This window comes from Bacteroides caecimuris (assembly GCF_001688725.2).
Taxonomy (GTDB): domain Bacteria; phylum Bacteroidota; class Bacteroidia; order Bacteroidales; family Bacteroidaceae; genus Bacteroides; species Bacteroides caecimuris.
In genome coordinates this window covers 1,031,668-1,047,282 of the sequence record NZ_CP015401.2, presented here as the reverse complement: position 1 = coordinate 1,047,282, position 15,615 = coordinate 1,031,668, and the positions used below count along the sequence as shown (strand labels likewise).

General features: G+C 39.6%; 13 protein-coding genes and 1 pseudogene. All 14 read left to right on the top strand.

The window, feature by feature from the left end; all coding sequences use genetic code 11:
• Positions 1 to 12: 12 nt before the first annotated feature.
• The 14 genes and pseudogenes from A4V03_RS04205 to rhuM all read left to right on the top strand — a co-directional run bounded on the left by A4V03_RS04205 (position 13) and on the right by rhuM (position 15,613).
• Positions 13 to 417 carry a hypothetical protein gene (locus A4V03_RS04205; protein WP_007665801.1) on the top strand — a complete coding sequence of 135 codons (405 nt, stop codon included), beginning with the start codon at positions 13 to 15 and terminating at the stop codon, positions 415 to 417.
• A gap of 96 nt (positions 418 to 513) precedes the next feature.
• On the top strand, positions 514 to 1,230 hold the full coding sequence (locus A4V03_RS04200) for a hypothetical protein (RefSeq protein ID WP_007665814.1): 717 nt from the start codon (positions 514 to 516) through the stop codon (positions 1,228 to 1,230).
• Between the two features lie 4 nt (positions 1,231 to 1,234).
• The gene (locus A4V03_RS04195; RefSeq protein WP_007665817.1) at positions 1,235 to 1,435 is read left to right on the top strand and encodes a helix-turn-helix domain-containing protein; all 201 of its coding nucleotides are present in this window, start codon (positions 1,235 to 1,237) and stop codon (positions 1,433 to 1,435) included.
• Between the two features lie 5 nt (positions 1,436 to 1,440).
• A complete protein-coding gene (locus A4V03_RS04190) occupies positions 1,441 to 2,748 on the top strand; it encodes an SIR2 family protein (protein WP_236588671.1) in 1,308 nt (435 codons plus the stop codon).
• Positions 2,735 to 4,483: an ATP-binding protein gene (locus A4V03_RS04185; protein ID WP_007665821.1), complete on the top strand. Its 1,749-nt coding sequence runs from the start codon at positions 2,735 to 2,737 to the stop codon at positions 4,481 to 4,483. Before A4V03_RS04190 ends, A4V03_RS04185 begins: the two co-directional genes overlap by 14 nt.
• A gap of 32 nt (positions 4,484 to 4,515) precedes the next feature.
• The gene (locus A4V03_RS04180) at positions 4,516 to 6,012 is read left to right on the top strand and encodes a class I SAM-dependent DNA methyltransferase (RefSeq protein WP_007665823.1); all 1,497 of its coding nucleotides are present in this window, start codon (positions 4,516 to 4,518) and stop codon (positions 6,010 to 6,012) included.
• Positions 6,013 to 6,015: 3 nt separating this feature from the next.
• Complete coding sequence (locus A4V03_RS04175) at positions 6,016 to 7,146, top strand: restriction endonuclease subunit S (protein WP_065538064.1); 1,131 nt, start codon at positions 6,016 to 6,018, stop codon at positions 7,144 to 7,146.
• Between the two features lie 14 nt (positions 7,147 to 7,160).
• On the top strand, positions 7,161 to 8,180 hold the full coding sequence (locus A4V03_RS04170) for a Fic family protein (protein ID WP_065538063.1): 1,020 nt from the start codon (positions 7,161 to 7,163) through the stop codon (positions 8,178 to 8,180).
• A gap of 7 nt (positions 8,181 to 8,187) precedes the next feature.
• Positions 8,188 to 11,538: a DEAD/DEAH box helicase family protein gene (locus A4V03_RS04165; RefSeq protein ID WP_065538062.1), complete on the top strand. Its 3,351-nt coding sequence runs from the start codon at positions 8,188 to 8,190 to the stop codon at positions 11,536 to 11,538.
• Positions 11,539 to 11,569: 31 nt separating this feature from the next.
• Positions 11,570 to 12,387 (top strand): annotated as a pseudogene (locus A4V03_RS04160) (GIY-YIG nuclease family protein).
• Positions 12,388 to 12,392: 5 nt separating this feature from the next.
• A complete protein-coding gene (locus A4V03_RS04155; RefSeq protein ID WP_007665829.1) occupies positions 12,393 to 12,791 on the top strand; it encodes a hypothetical protein in 399 nt (132 codons plus the stop codon).
• A complete protein-coding gene (locus A4V03_RS04150; protein ID WP_007665830.1) occupies positions 12,784 to 13,065 on the top strand; it encodes a hypothetical protein in 282 nt (93 codons plus the stop codon). Before A4V03_RS04155 ends, A4V03_RS04150 begins: the two co-directional genes overlap by 8 nt.
• 143 nt (positions 13,066 to 13,208) lie before the next feature.
• Positions 13,209 to 14,225: a Fic family protein gene (locus A4V03_RS04145; RefSeq protein ID WP_369882198.1), complete on the top strand. Its 1,017-nt coding sequence runs from the start codon at positions 13,209 to 13,211 to the stop codon at positions 14,223 to 14,225.
• Complete coding sequence (rhuM, locus tag A4V03_RS04140) at positions 14,225 to 15,613, top strand: RhuM family protein (RefSeq protein WP_007665832.1); 1,389 nt, start codon at positions 14,225 to 14,227, stop codon at positions 15,611 to 15,613. Before A4V03_RS04145 ends, rhuM begins: the two co-directional genes overlap by 1 nt.
• Positions 15,614 to 15,615 lie beyond the last annotated feature (2 nt).

Genomic DNA, 15,615 nt, shown 5'->3' with positions numbered 1-15,615 from the left:
ATTCAATCAATTATGTTACAAAACGATTTGATTCTTGATTTCAATCTCTACTTGTGTGAGAAATTTGGCTACAGAAACAGTTGTAGCGTGATGCAAAATGCCAATGGCTTTTGCGTGGACATCCGTGAGCGTGATTTGGACTGCTACATACGCTTCTGGGAGTATAGCGAAGGAAGAGGCAACTTTCCCGACTGGAGCATCATCATTGTGCGTAGTAACTTCAAGAAGAACCAAGCCGAAAGCCTCAAAGACTTGACTCGTTTCTTTAAGGAGTACATGCCACGCTACGGTTACAAATACCTCTGCACAGAAGGTGATGACTACAAGTATTATCAGACTCTTGGGTTGAAGCTCATCCATCAAGATCTGTTCGGACAAGAGAACTATGGATTGGCGATGAAAGATTTGAATGTCTGACATTTGATTTTGAGTTAAGGAGGGGATTTCTCCTCTCCTTTTCTCTTTATATAGCAGATAATTTTATATCTTTGCAAACGGAAAAACAATAAATATATGAACGCAATAGGCATACTTGAACAGCAACAAGCTAATGAAGTTTTAAGATTGGAAATAGCATATTCCAATCTTTATAAAGCGTATATGCTGGGAGATAGAAATAAAATGATAAGTCACTATATTGCTACAGGCTATATAGGCATCCCTAATTTTGCAGAATCGGTACAAAGTCAGACGAAACAGGAAATGCTCTCTAATGGGATTTTGCCTGACATATTACCAACTTCCATTGACAACATCAAAGATGATACATTATTGCGAATGAATGTTGTGGGATGTTTGAAAGCCTTACAAAATGAGATTAATATTCGCAATATATATCGAACCCATTACACATATGCGCAAAATATTCTTTATCAGCCTAATCATATATTTAGGCAAGAAGAAGTCTTATATCAAAACCCATATGGACAACAACTGAAAGTTGCCGATATACTTGCGGTATCTAAATATGCAGTAAGCATTGCGGAAGCTATTGCACCGGATGATGAAAATTTTTCAAAAGCAAATGCAGCAATTACAGCTTTACAAAGTATAGATGCAACACTTAACAATAAACCGGAAGATAAGCCAGTCAACAAGATGTTGCATTTAGTAACCAGTTTCATTTCTTCTGTTGTAAAATCATCTATCAAGAATGATGAAGCAAAGCGTGGAGTTACAATAACTGCATTAATGGTTGATTTGACTATAGATTTCTTTTGTAAAAAATAAAGCGATGGATAAACCTATGAATCGGATAAAAGAGGTACTTGAAGAAAGAGGTATCAAACAAACTTGGCTGGCCGAGAAACTCGGCAAGAGTTTCTGTATAGTCAATGCGTATGTATGCAACAGACGGCAACCAAGTTTGGAAGTGCTATTTGAAATTGCTGATATATTGAATATTGATGTGAAAGATTTAATAAAAGACAGATGAGTAGTATGAAGAAGCAAGAAGAACAAACTAAAAATATCTGTCTTTTAAAAAAAGATGGATTTACACTTTATTTAGTGAAAGAAGGAGATTCGTTCACTGATATAAAGAATGGAGTCGTTTCCATACTTCCAGAAGAGCTTATTGCCAAACGCAAAAGCAGAGGCAACATCTCGACTGACATAGAAAACTACGCCCACAAATTAAAACGTCAAGAATATGGAAAGAAGCTAAATTACCAAATTGAGAATCTCTTGTTTCTTACTGGTGCAGGTTCTTCCTACCTTTTTGGAGAGAATGACAAGAAAGGCAAACTTATGTGTAATTTATGGGATGATGCTACGGTTTTGCTTGGTGGAAAACAGAATATGGATGCCTTTTGCGAAAAAGTCAGATATACTGACAAAGACGAGAAAGACGAATATAGAAAAAACCTAGAAAAAGTCCTTTCATTAGCAGAAAAAGCAAAAGATTATATCACAGAACCGATTTTCAAAACAGATAAAGAAGAATGGAATATTACATATACCGTTAGCAAAATAAAGAAGATGATTAAAGATAATTGCAATCTACAAATAACATCTTCCGAATCATCCAGTGTGCATGAAAAATTTCTTAACAAGATTACTAAACGAAAAAGTTCTATTGCAAGGGTAAAGTTATTTACCTTAAACTATGACACCCTATTTGAGCAAGCTGCACGAAAAGGGAATTATACAATAATAGATGGATTCTCTTTTTCCATTCCACGGATATTCAGTGGAAGACATTTTGATTACGATATCGTAATTCGTGATGGTAGCAGAATTAAGAACGAGGACAATTTTGTTCCACGAGTTTTCCACCTATACAAACCACATGGTTCGGTAGATTGGGAAAAACGAGGCAACAACGTTTACCAAAATAAGGCAGAAGAAATTTCTGTAGAAGATTCATTAATGATTTTTCCGCAAGAAAATAAATATGAACACTCTTACGAACAACCATTTTTTGAAATGATGACTCGTTTTCAAGCTGCGTTACGTATGAAAAATACTACATTGGTTGTTATAGGATTTAGCTTTGGTGACAAGCACATATTATCCATGATAAACGAAGCTTTGGAACAAAATCCAAGTTTTCAACTTATCATTATCAATTACAGGGACACAGGTATCATAGAAAGCGACATTTTCTATAAAGAAGCTGGTGAAAGAGGTAATATAATGATGGTCAATGAAACTTTTAAAGAATTTGTTGACGCTTATCCAAACATCAAAATATATGACCAATCCGATGAATATCGTTTAGTGAAAATTGTCAATGAAGGGAACTAATTATAATCCATTTGTAAACGAGCACTTTATTGGTTTTATCAATCAAGTAACTCCACAAGGAGTGAAGGTACATTTCCCTTCCTCCGCTTTGTTACAACCTTTTTTCAAGTATGGTGAACTATATCACGGCGGTTTAGTAGGCAACTATGTAGTAATAGAAGGGCATCAAATGGGATTCTTAGGAAAAATACAAGGAATAGAATTACCTGAAAAAGAGCGTTTGGAACTAAGCGAAAAGTCTTTTGAAACTAATGAAATGCATCCCATAGGATACATTGAAATTCTATTGTCTTTTAGTTTTGAAAATCCAGAAGAAATACAGCGTGGACTTAACACACTACCTCCAATTGGAGCTAAAGTATTTGTTTGCGCTTCTTACTTCATACAAAGTTTCTTTAAACGATTCGGCGTAAAAAAAGAAAATACTGCCCCATGCCTTATGAAACTTGGTGTATTGACACAAGATAAAACAACTCCTGTGGAAATCTCTTTGGACGCTTTGTTTGGTCGCCATTGTGCTATTGTTGGAACTACTGGAGGAGGCAAGAGTTATACAACAAGTAAACTACTTGAAGGAATTTCAAATGCCAAGGCTAAAGCTATTATCATAGATCCTACTGGAGAATATTCAGGTTTTGATTCTAAAGATTATGTAGAAAGTGCTATTATAAATAAAGATAGCTACTTTCATTATTCCCGTTTATCCGTTGGAGATTGGTTCGCATTGTTCAGACCTGCGGGACAAGTGCAACAGCCCAAATTATTAGATGCGATAAAATCACTTAAATTGGCAAAGTGTTTAGAGGAAAACGAAAAATTACCAGAAGATGGGAAATTTTATCATCCTAAGTTTACAGATAAATTCATAACGTGTGTAGGCGGTATAATTAGAAAAAAATGTCATTATAAAGATGCTTTTAGACATTTTGAAACGAAATATATGGCAGAAATAGAGGAAGATAATTCTGAATTTGATTTAACAAAACTTGTAATCCAATTAAAGGAGGAAGCCGTATATGAAAGTAATGGCAGTAATGTTGAAATGTGGGGAGATGTTGACAAAAGAACAAGTGACAACATCGCTAGTCTAATTATTCGTATATATAGTAAGGTATCAGACAAAGCATTTAAGCAAATATTTGGCATAGGAAAAGAGCCTAAAAAAGATTTGTGTGAGACAATTGAATCTTTTATAAGCAACAAGTCAAAACACATTCTACGTATCGGTTTTGAAGATGTTCCCTATGACTTTCAAACAAGAGAAATATTAGCTAATGCCATAGCTAAATTCTTACTTAACAAAGCAAGAAAAGGAGATTTCAAGACACAACCTATTGTGTTCTTTGCAGATGAAGCGCACCAATTTCTGAACAAAGAAGTTAAAGATGAATATTTTCAATCCATGCGTTTAGATTCTTTTGATTCCATAGCAAAGGAATGTAGAAAATATGGCTTATTCCTTTGCTTGGCAACACAAATGCCAAGAGATATTCCATTGGGAACTTTAAGCCAAATGGGTACTTTTTTAGTTCACCGATTAATAAATCATAAAGACAAAGAAGCGGTAGAAAGTGCTTGTTCTGCTGCAAATAAATCAACATTGGCGTATTTACCAGTATTAGGTGCAGGAGAGGCTATACTTATGGGAGTAGATTTTCCAATGCCCGTAATGCTAAAAGTCAATTTACCACAGACTGAACCTAATTCGCATACGCCACAATTTAAGAGATTGTAAAAAAGTAGAAACAAAATTAGCATAAGAACAATATGATTACAGGCGATATAAAACAAAAGGTGGATGATGTATGGCAAACATTCTGGAACAATGGCTTTACCCAACCATCGGCAATCTTTGAACAGATAACTTATCTGCTCTTTATGAAGATGCTTGACGACAAGCAACGTGAAAAGGAAGCGATAGCAAATCTTACGGGCGATGTTTTGCTTAACCCAACATTCCCCGAAGGAGTGTGGCGCAATCCATCCACCGACAAAGATGTACCCTACCACGAAATGCGTTGGCACGTATTCAAAGAAATGGAACCGACCAAAATGTTGGATAGGGTGCGCAACGATGTGTTTATCTTTTTGCGTCATGTTGGGAAAGAGGGTTCGGCTTATAGAAAGGCAATGGAAGACACTGTTTTCCAAATTACCAATGCTCGCCTGCTATCGCGTGTCATCGAAAGTATTGAAAATATCACGTCCGATGGGGCTGACATGATGGGTGATGTGTATGAGTATATGCTCGGCATCATGGCAGCATCGGGTACAAACGGACAATTCCGCACCCCTCGCCATATCATCCGCATGATGGTGGAACTGATGCGACCCACTCTTAATGATACCATCTGCGACCCGGCAATGGGTTCTGCGGGTTTTATTATGGAAGCAGCCAAATTTATCACAGAGCATCAGAGTGATGATTTGCTTAATATAGGAGAGGGAGACCGTTTCCGCAAAGAGATATTTCACGGTTCGGATTCGGACGCTTCCATGCTCCGCATCGGTTGCATGAACATGATGCTTCACGATGTAGACGAGCCTAATCTGTATTATCGTAACTCGCTGTCTGACGAGAACAACGATACAAACCGCTATACCCTTTGCCTTGCCAATCCTCCGTTTGCAGGTAGCCTTGACACTGACGACATAGCGCACACGCTGAAAGCGGCTGTCAAGACCAAGAAAACGGAGTTGCTGTTTCTTGCCTTGATGATGCGGATGCTTCAGTCGGGCGGACGGTGTGCTTCCATTGTACCGGACACGGTTCTCACAGGTGATGCGCAAGCCTATAAGACTATACGTTCCGCATTAGTGGATAAGCACTGTATGCAAGCCGTCATCACGATGCCCTCCGGTGTGTTCCAACCTTATAGCGGAGTCTCTACCGCTATCATCATCTTTACTAAGACAGGTACAGGCGGTACTGACAAGGTTTGGTTTTACGATATGCGTGCCGATGGATTCTCACTCACCACGCAGCGCACTCCTCAGCCTGAACAAAATGACATACCTGATATAATCTCCCGTTTCCATAACCTCGAAGCGGAAACCGACCGCAGTCGCAAAGAACAGTCATTTTTTGTCACTGCCGATGAAATTCGTGCCAATGGCTACGACCTTAGTTATAAGCGTTATCACGAAGTGGAGCGTGAAGTTATTGAATATGAAGCACCGGAAACTATTATCGCTCGAATGGAGGAAAGACAGAAGGCTATTGACGCAGCCTTTGCTGAGTTTAAGAAACTGCTAAATTCGTAGGGTATGAGAGTGGATAAATCAAAGTGGCAAAAGATTTTTTTAGGTGAGGTATGCAATCTTTATCAACCTAAAACAATAGCAACAAGTTGTTTGGACTCTAATGGCAAATATCTTGTATATGGTGCTAATGGAGTTATTGGCAAATACAATGAATATAATCATAAATTTCCAGAAGTGCTTATTACTTGTCGTGGAGCGACTTGTGGAACAATAAATATAAGTAAACCATTCTCATGGATTAATGGTAATGCAATGGTGGTTCACCCTAAAGAAGAAAATCTATTAGATTTTGCTTTTTTAGGGAAAGCTGTATCTGCTATTGATTATAGTAAAGTCATTACAGGGGCTGCGCAACCTCAAATAACAAGAGCCAATTTGCAAAAAGTGCAAATTGTCATTCCAACACTTGTTGAGCAACAAACAATCGCATCAGAATTGGATGCAGTGCAAGAAATGATTGACGGCTACAAAACGCAGATTACCGACCTTGATGCCCTCGCTCAATCTATCTTCCTTGATATGTTTGGCGACCCTGTAACTAATCCGAAAGGATGGGAGATTATGAAGATAGGAGAAATAAGTGAAGTCACTTCTAGCAAAAGAATATACCAATCCGAACAAACAAAATCAGGTATTCCATTTTATAAAATTAGTGATTTTCCTAATTTGATTGAATATGGATATAGCGATACTGGAATATTTATCTCGCAGGCTAAATACGAGGAATTAAAATCCCAAAAATTAGTTCCAAATGAAAGCGATTTATTAATAACATCAAGAGGAACGTTAGGGTTATGCTATATCGTAAAGGACGAAGATTGCTTCTATTTTCAAGATGGGATGATTACATGGCTGAAAAATCTTAAGTCAACTGTTTTATCTGCCTTTCTTGGATTTATGTTTCAATCGTCTTTGTTCAAGAATCAAATTGAGAAAGCACAAAATGGAAGTACTATTGCATACCTCTCAATTGCTATGATTAGAAAGTTTGATATGATAGTGCCTCCCATTAAACTTCAGCAACACTTCGTCAGCCAAGTCGAAGCCATCGAAAAGCAAAAAGAACTAATCCGCGACCAATTAGCCGAAACCGAGACCCTGATGGCAGAACGAATGCAATATTATTTCTCTTAAAACAAGACAACGGTATGAAAGAGATTGATAAGAAACTGATAGAAACCATCAGCCGATATACAGCTTCGGGGATAGACCAGCAGGTGGATTATGAAAAATTCTACCTGTACTCTCTTATTACTCATTCTACGGCTATCGAGGGTTCGACTGTTACCGAAGTAGAAAACCAGCTGTTGTTTGACGAGGGAATTGCAGCCAAAGGTAGAAGCCTGAACGAGCAGATGATGAATGTGGATTTGAAAAACGCATACTTCTATGGCTTTGAATGGGCGAAAATAGGACAGCCATATACAGTTGAGTTTTTGTGCGAATTGTCTGCCAAAGTCATGCGCCGTACAGGTTCGGAATACTCCACTATGGGCGGCAGTTTCGATTCCTCCAAAGGAGAATTGCGACAGTGCAATGTAAGTGCCGGAATCGGAGGCAGAAGTTATTTGGCATTTCAAAAAGTACCTAAAGCAACAGCCGACTTTTGCGATTGGTTAAACGGAGAGCTGGCATCTGTAGATAGAAGCGATATAGCGGCATGTTATCGGTTGAGTTTTGAAGCGCACTTTCGGCTTGTCACCATTCATCCGTGGGTTGATGGCAACGGACGTACAACCCGATTGCTGATGAACATCGTACAACGACAGTTAGGCCTTATCCCGTCTATTGTTACAAAAGAGGCTAAAGGCGAATACATTCAGGCTTTGATTGACAGTCGTGAGCAGGAAGACAGCACCATTGTACAAAATGTAATGCTCACCCAACATATCACCAATCTTGAAAATCGGATTCTACAGTATCAACAAAGCATGAATGATACTGTAAAAGAAGATGGTGATACTGTAAATGATACTGCAACGCCTAAAGACACCACAACCCGACTCATTGCAGCCATTAAAGAACATCCTGAATATACATACGATGAGTATGCCAAACTCCTGAATATCGGCCGTGCCACTGTTGCACGACATATCAAGAAATTGAATGGAACGGTCATTCAGCGCATCGGATCGGACAAGGATGGTTATTGGAAATTTATAGAATGATTGAGTTATGAGGAATTTCGACATCATAAAAGACATTGACGGATTAAGAACAATTTATCGTTATTGTGCTACGGCAGAGGATTTTCAAGTAGCTAATCCAATGGTTTCAGCCACGCAGGCACGACTTGCATTGGAAACGATGGTAAAGACCGTTTATCGCCTAAAAGGATGGCAAATAGGCGAACGTGCCTCATTGCTTTCGCTCACCACCGATGAACGCTTCACGGCATTTATAGACAGCGAAGACTTGATGAAGCGCATTCACTATGTGCGCAAAATCGGAAACAATGCTGCACACGCCAGTGACGGATTTGTGGGGCGCAGAGAGTCTTTCTTTGCTGTACTAAATCTCTATTACATCATTGGTTCCATCCTATTGGCTTGGCAGGTGATTGACACATTGCCAGACTTTGACAAAGAGCTGATTCCCCAATCACCCCAACCAAGCAACCTTGCCGTTGTTCCTCAAACAGAGCAAGCATCTTCTGCTACCATGCAGACTGCCGATACTGCCGCAAAAGCGGTGAAAGAAAGTTCAGATGCACAACCTACAACGGTGGATGCACAGCCTGTTGTAAACGACCTCTCGGAAGCGGAAACCCGGAAACTGTATATCGACCTGTTGCTCCACGAGGCAGGTTGGAAAGTATCTGAACATAAGGGCGAAATCATCCCCCGTCAAGCCGGAACAGAGATAGAAGTGCAGGGTATGCCCAATGAGAGCGGTGTGGGATATGCGGACTATGTATTGTTTGATGCAGACGGAACGCCACTGGCAGTAGTGGAAGCTAAACGTACCAGTGTGGATGCGGCAGCAGGTCGCCACCAAGCGGAATTGTATGCCGACTGTCTGGCAACACGCTACGCTTGTCCTCGTCCGGTTATCTATTACACCAATGGTTTTGAAACCCACATAATAGACGGCATCGGCTATCCGTCACGCAAAGTGATGGGATTCCACACTATTGACGAGTTGCGCAGAATGATAGCGCAACGTGGACGTAACGACATTACCGACTTGCAGATTTCGGATAAAATAACCAACCGCAATTATCAGAAGCGAGTAATTGAGTCTGTCTGCAAGCATTATAACAACAAACATAGACGTGCCCTATTGGTGATGGCTACCGGAACAGGAAAGACACGTGTCAGCATCTCGCTCGTGGATGTGCTGGTGCGAAACAATTGGGTGAAAAACGTGCTGTTCCTTGCCGACCGTATCGAACTGGTCAATCAGGCAAAAAAGAATTACACTAAGTTATTGCCCAACATGACGGTCAGTTCCTTGCGTGACAGCGATGTGGATATATCGGCACGAATCCTATTCTCCACTTATCAGACCATGATAGGACATCTGGACAGGGATGCAAAAACATTCTCATTAGGCAGATTTGACCTTATCATCATTGACGAAGCACACCGCAGTGTATTCGGTAAATATGGAGCAATCTTTGAGTATTTCGATTGCCTGCTCTTAGGACTGACGGCAACTCCACGTGATGAAGTTGACCGCTCTACATACGACCTGTTCGGCATGGAGCAGGGCGAACCGACCGACAGCTACGAATATGACGAAGCGGTAGCAGATGGTTATCTGAACCCATTCAGAGCAATAAAAGACAACTCAAAGATTCTGACCACAGGAATTGACCCTGAACAACTTACCCCGGAAGAGCGGAAACAGTTGGAAGAGATTTTCGAGTATGAGAAAATGAAAGCTGGATTAGAACCAGATGACCCGTACAGCCGCACCATTAACGCAACGGAGATATTCAAATACATTTTCAACCAAAATACCGTTGACCATGTGCTGAATAGGCTGATGAACGACGGCATCCGGGTGAAAGACAATACCCTGATAGGTAAAACCATCATATTTGCCTACAACCACAAGCACGCCGTATTCATAGCAGAACGGTTTGCAGCCCTTTATCCCGACTTAGGAGCGGATTTCTGCCGAGTGATTGATAATTATGAAAAGTATTCATCCGATCTGATTGACAAGTTTGCTGATGCAGAAAAGCAACCACAAATTGCCGTATCTGTAGATATGCTCGACACGGGCATTGATGTGCCTGAAATCGTAAACTTGGTTTTCTTCAAACCTATCCACTCCAAAATAAAGTTCTGGCAGATGATAGGCAGAGGCACACGTCTGTGTGAGAACCTGTTTGGCGAAGGCAGAGATAAGGAAGAATTTTTAATCTTCGACTTCTATCGAAACTTTGAATATTTTGAGATGAACCCCGAAGGTGCCAAGCCCACCAAATCGCAATCCATCGTAAGCCTGCTTTTTAATCTTCGCACGGATATTAAATTCGCCTTACAGGATGGAGCGTATCAAAGTAAGGAGGAATCAAAGGCTTTTCACGACAACCTTGCCGACATATTACACAAGCAGGTAGCCGAACTGAACAGAAATCGGATTGATGTGCGCCTTCAACTGAGAGCTGTAGAAACATACGCCATGCCGGAAGCTATGACCTGTTTGACTCTTGGTGATGTGGCGGCAATGAAAGGAAATATCTCACCTTTATTCAAAAATGCAACGACAGACACTTCTGCTTTAAAGTTTGACGCTCTTGTACTTAAATCTCAACTTGCATTGGTTGATGAAACGGTCAACTCCACATCATCTGAGCGGAAAATAATGGATATAGCCGGTTATCTCAAAGAGAAGAAAGCCTCCATTCCGCAAGTGATGGCCAAGATGGATGTGCTGAACGAGGTGCTGTCCGCTCATTTCTGGGAATCTAAAAGTCTTGGCTCGCTTGAACGCATCAGACGGGAGCTTCGTGAGCTTATCCAATACTTGGATGGCGGCACGGCAGGACAAACATTTACCATCAATGTAACGGATACCTTTGAAGAAGATAATTCAGGTGTTAATATAACCCCTATCCGTACCTATCGCCGCAGGGTGGAGGACTACCTCAAAGAACATCTGTCAGACGATGACACTTTGCAGAAGATATACCACCTTGAACCGTTGTCTGAACAGGACATTGCTCGATTGGAACAAATTTTCTGGGAAGAATTAGGATCCAAAGAAGAATTTGATGCACAAACAAAAACAAAGCCTTATCAGCATAACGTGGCTGCTTTCATCCGTTCCATCATTGGTATAGAACAGGAAGCAGCATTAGAGAAATATCGTGCATTGATTCATGGTGCGGAACTAACCCGTATGCAAGAGGAGTATCTGCGTACACTCATCCGCTATGTATGTGAGAATGGCGATATTGCCACTGTTGTATTGCAGCAACCACCTTTCAATAAGTTCACAGCTATCTTCCGTGATAGCCCTAAAGCACTTATTGATTATGTAAAACTAATCAGTAGGGTGATTGCGGCGTAAATAAAAGAACAATAGAAAACAGAAGATAATTATGGGGAAGACAGTAACAACATATCTCATAGACGGAGACCCGAAAGGAACTCAATATGCATTCATCAGCAATAAGATTTGCCAGATGTTTGTCGTGCCACGTTCTAACCTCTCTTATCTGAATACTCAAGAGAAGTTGCAGAAACCTGCATTTTATATATTACTGGGCGAAGATGAATCAACTAAGCCGCAGGCATACATTGGTGAAACGGAAAATTTTAAAGAGCGTGTGAAAGACCACGACAGCAAGAAGGTGTTTTGGCAAAAAGCACTTATATTCGTATCGAAAGATGCCGATATGACTAAAGTTGATGTGCAATACCTAGAACATAAAGCGATAGCTGAAGCCAAGAAAGCAAACGCTTTTGTTTTAAGCGATAATAAACAAATCCCTAAAGCACCGAATCTACCAGAGCATCAACAAGATTCAATGGATGAATTTTTTGAAGATGTGAAATTTCTGGCATCATTTATCGGTTGCAATATCTTTGAAGTATCACAACCCAAAGAGGAACATCTATTCTACACCAAAGGTAGAGGGTGCAATGCAAAGGGCTTCTACAGTTCCGATGGCTTTACAGTCCTAAAAGGGAGTATTGTTGCCCAAACAATGGTTCCGTCTTTCAACTGGAAAGAAAAACGAGAAAAGATGCTTCAAGATTACACTTCCAACGAGAACGGAATATTGGTATTAACATCGGATAAAACTTTTTCAAGCCCCAGTACTGCCGCAGATTTCTGTATTGGTAGCAGCAATAACGGCTGGTTGGTATGGAAAGACAAACTCTAGATTCTGTTTATAGAAAACAATTAGAATAAAAGAGATGAAGATATTTTCTAAAATTCACAACTTCCTATGTGATACAAGTAGAGTGAACTGTGAACTGCAGTGGGTAAAAAAAGGATGGTACATAATATTGTTAATTATCTCATCAATATATGTGTTCAAAAACTTTGATACACTTGTGAATCAATGCTTTATTTGCAAATTTGACGGAAATAGTTTAATATTAATTTTATGGTTATTGTTATTAATAATGCCTCTTATCAATAGTATAGAAGGATACGGTTTTAAGCTTAATAAAGAACAAGCTAAACAAGATGAAATAACACATAAAATCAAACTCTTAAGAGACGATGTTATTAAGCAAAGTGATACTCTAGATCCGACCGAATTAGAAAAGCAATTAAAAGACATTCAAAAAGAACATACAAATGAATAATTATAATAGAAATCAAGAATTAACCCGCAAATATATTCGTGAATTGATTGATGACGGATTAAAACAGATGAAAGATTATAATCTTTCAGAGGACTTGTATGGTGTATGGCTAAAATATTCTCAACAAGTTTTGGAAATAACAACCAAAGATTATAATCCTGCAATCTTATTGAATTATCTTAGTGTAATTATGTCAATTAATCCACAATTAAAACCTTACCAAAAAATTGGGATATGTTTGGATTATCTTATAGGTATACTGAGAATTATTTAACATCAACCAATATAATAGAAGCGGATTAATTCAGACATATTCAATGATTAACTTCGACGAATACATCCCAACAAGGCGAGCCGCAAAAGCGTGAAAAAGGCTATGCGTGGCAAACAGCAATAGGACTTCAAGCAGTAGATGGCTTGAAGCCCTCGAATTATCTTATTGAAACTGCTCGCAAGCATATTGAGGGAGACATAACCATTGATGAAGTACAACAACTTATCAAGAGTTACTACGATTCAAAAGACATTCGTACTGAAAAGGATAATGAAACAGAGGAAGCCGATAAAGTTTCTGCCAATATAACCAAGCTATTGAATGAGCGTTCGTTTGCCTTTACCGTAGCTGGATTGACCGCCATTCATCGGCGGATATTTGATGGAGTATTCAAGTTTGCCGGACAAATCAGAGATTACAATATCACCCAAAAAGAATGGGTGCTTCGTGGCGATACGGTGTCCTATGTATCTGCTCCCGACATCCGTAGAGCCATAGAATATGACCTTGAACAAGAAAAGGCTTTTGATTATACGGAATTGGATATAAACCAAATAGTAAGTCATATTACCCAATTCGTATCCGGGTTGTGGCAGATTCATCCGTTTGGAGAAGGCAATACCCGAACTACAGCAGTGTTCACCATCCGGTATTTACGCTCAATGGGATTCAATGTTGAGAATAACCTTTTCGCCAATCATTCTTGGTATTTCCGTAATGCTTTAGTTAGAGCTAATTATCAAAACATACAAAAGGGCATCAAAAGAGATTCTGTCTACTTGGAACGATTCTTCCGCAACCTTTTGATAGGAGAAAACAATGAATTGAGGAATCGTTTCATGGTGGTTAATGCACCCGAAGATATGGCTATCTCTACCCCGACAAGTACCCCGACAAGCTCAGACAATCCCTTACAAATAGATAATGAGAATATCAGCCGCTTAATAAAGGCTATTGCAAACAATAGATTATCAGTTAAAGAGATGATGGCTTCTGTAGGATTAAAGAACCGTGAGAATTTTATGGAATACTCACTCAATCCAGCCATAAAAGAGGGATCTGTTTCTATGCTCTACCCAGACAAGCCCCGTCATCCTCGTCAGAAATATATGTTGACGATTAAAGGATTGGCGGTGTATAATTCAAACAATCTGAAATAATGATAGACGAGAACAACACATCCCCTATTCAATCCGACTTTGAGCGGATTAAAAAGCGAGACGCAAAAGGTTTAGAGTACTGGACTTCTCGTGAGCTGTGCACTGCATTAGGCTATAGTACATATCAAAAATTCAATCGTATCCTAAACAGAGCTATCGCCATAGCCAATAAGAAAGGTTGTAATACTACCGGGCATTTTAACCCTACGATTAAAATGGTAAAACAGGCTTCCGGTTCCTTTCGTAAGGTGGAGAATATACATCTATCACGAATCGCTTGTTTGATGATTGCGGAAAATGCCGATAGCAAGAAGCCGCAAGTGCAAATGGCAAGAGAATATTTCAAACAAGAAATATCAACTCCTGAATTAATCGACAATAGTCTATCATCCAAGATATTGCTATATAAGACGAAACAAGGAGAAAGTCGTATAGAGGTCATCTTTAATAGTGAAACATTTTGGATGTCGCAAAAGCGAATGGCTGATTTGTTTGGTGTCGAAACGAATACGATTAACAATCATCTGAAAGATATATTCAAAAGCGGTGAATTGAACGAGAACTCAGTTATTCGAAAAATTCGAACAACCGCCCATGATGGCAAAAACGATGATACATTGTTCTATAATTTGGATGCGGTTATTGCCGTTGGTTATCGTGTGGGCAGTTATCAAGCGGGCCAATTTCGGATGTGGGCTACATCGATTCTAAAAGAAATGAGCATAAAAGGATTTGTATTGGATGATGAACGCTTGAAACAGGGCAAACATTTTGGCAAAGATTATTTTGACGACCTATTAGAACGTATCCGAGAGATACGAGCTTCAGAACGTCGGTATTATCAGAAAATCACCGATATCTATGCCGAATGTAGTGCCGATTATGACCCTAAGGCAGAGACCACCCTACAATTCTTCAAAATGGTGCAAGATATGATGCATTGGGCTACTTCACATCAAACGGCTGCCGAAATCATCTATTCAAGAGCAGATGCCCAAATGCCCCACATGGGACTTACCACGTGGAAAAACGCTCCTGACGGTAGAGTTCAAAAGTCGGATACAATTATCGTCCAGAATTACCTATCAGATAAAGAAGTTTCTGCTTTCAATCGTCTTTCAACCGCTTTCCTTGATTTGGCTGAACTTCGTGCCGAACGGCAAATCATTTCCACAATGGCAGATTGGAAAAAGCAATTGGATGATTTCTTGACTCTATATGAGTATGATAAATATAATGAGGCTGACACCATTTCCGCCGAACAAGCGAAAGAAAAGGCATACGCTGAATATGATAAATTTCGCTTGATTCAAGATAATGAGTTTCTTTCAGATTTTGATAAGGAACTCAAGAGGTGGAAAGAGAAAGGGTTGTTTGGTAAAGATTAATT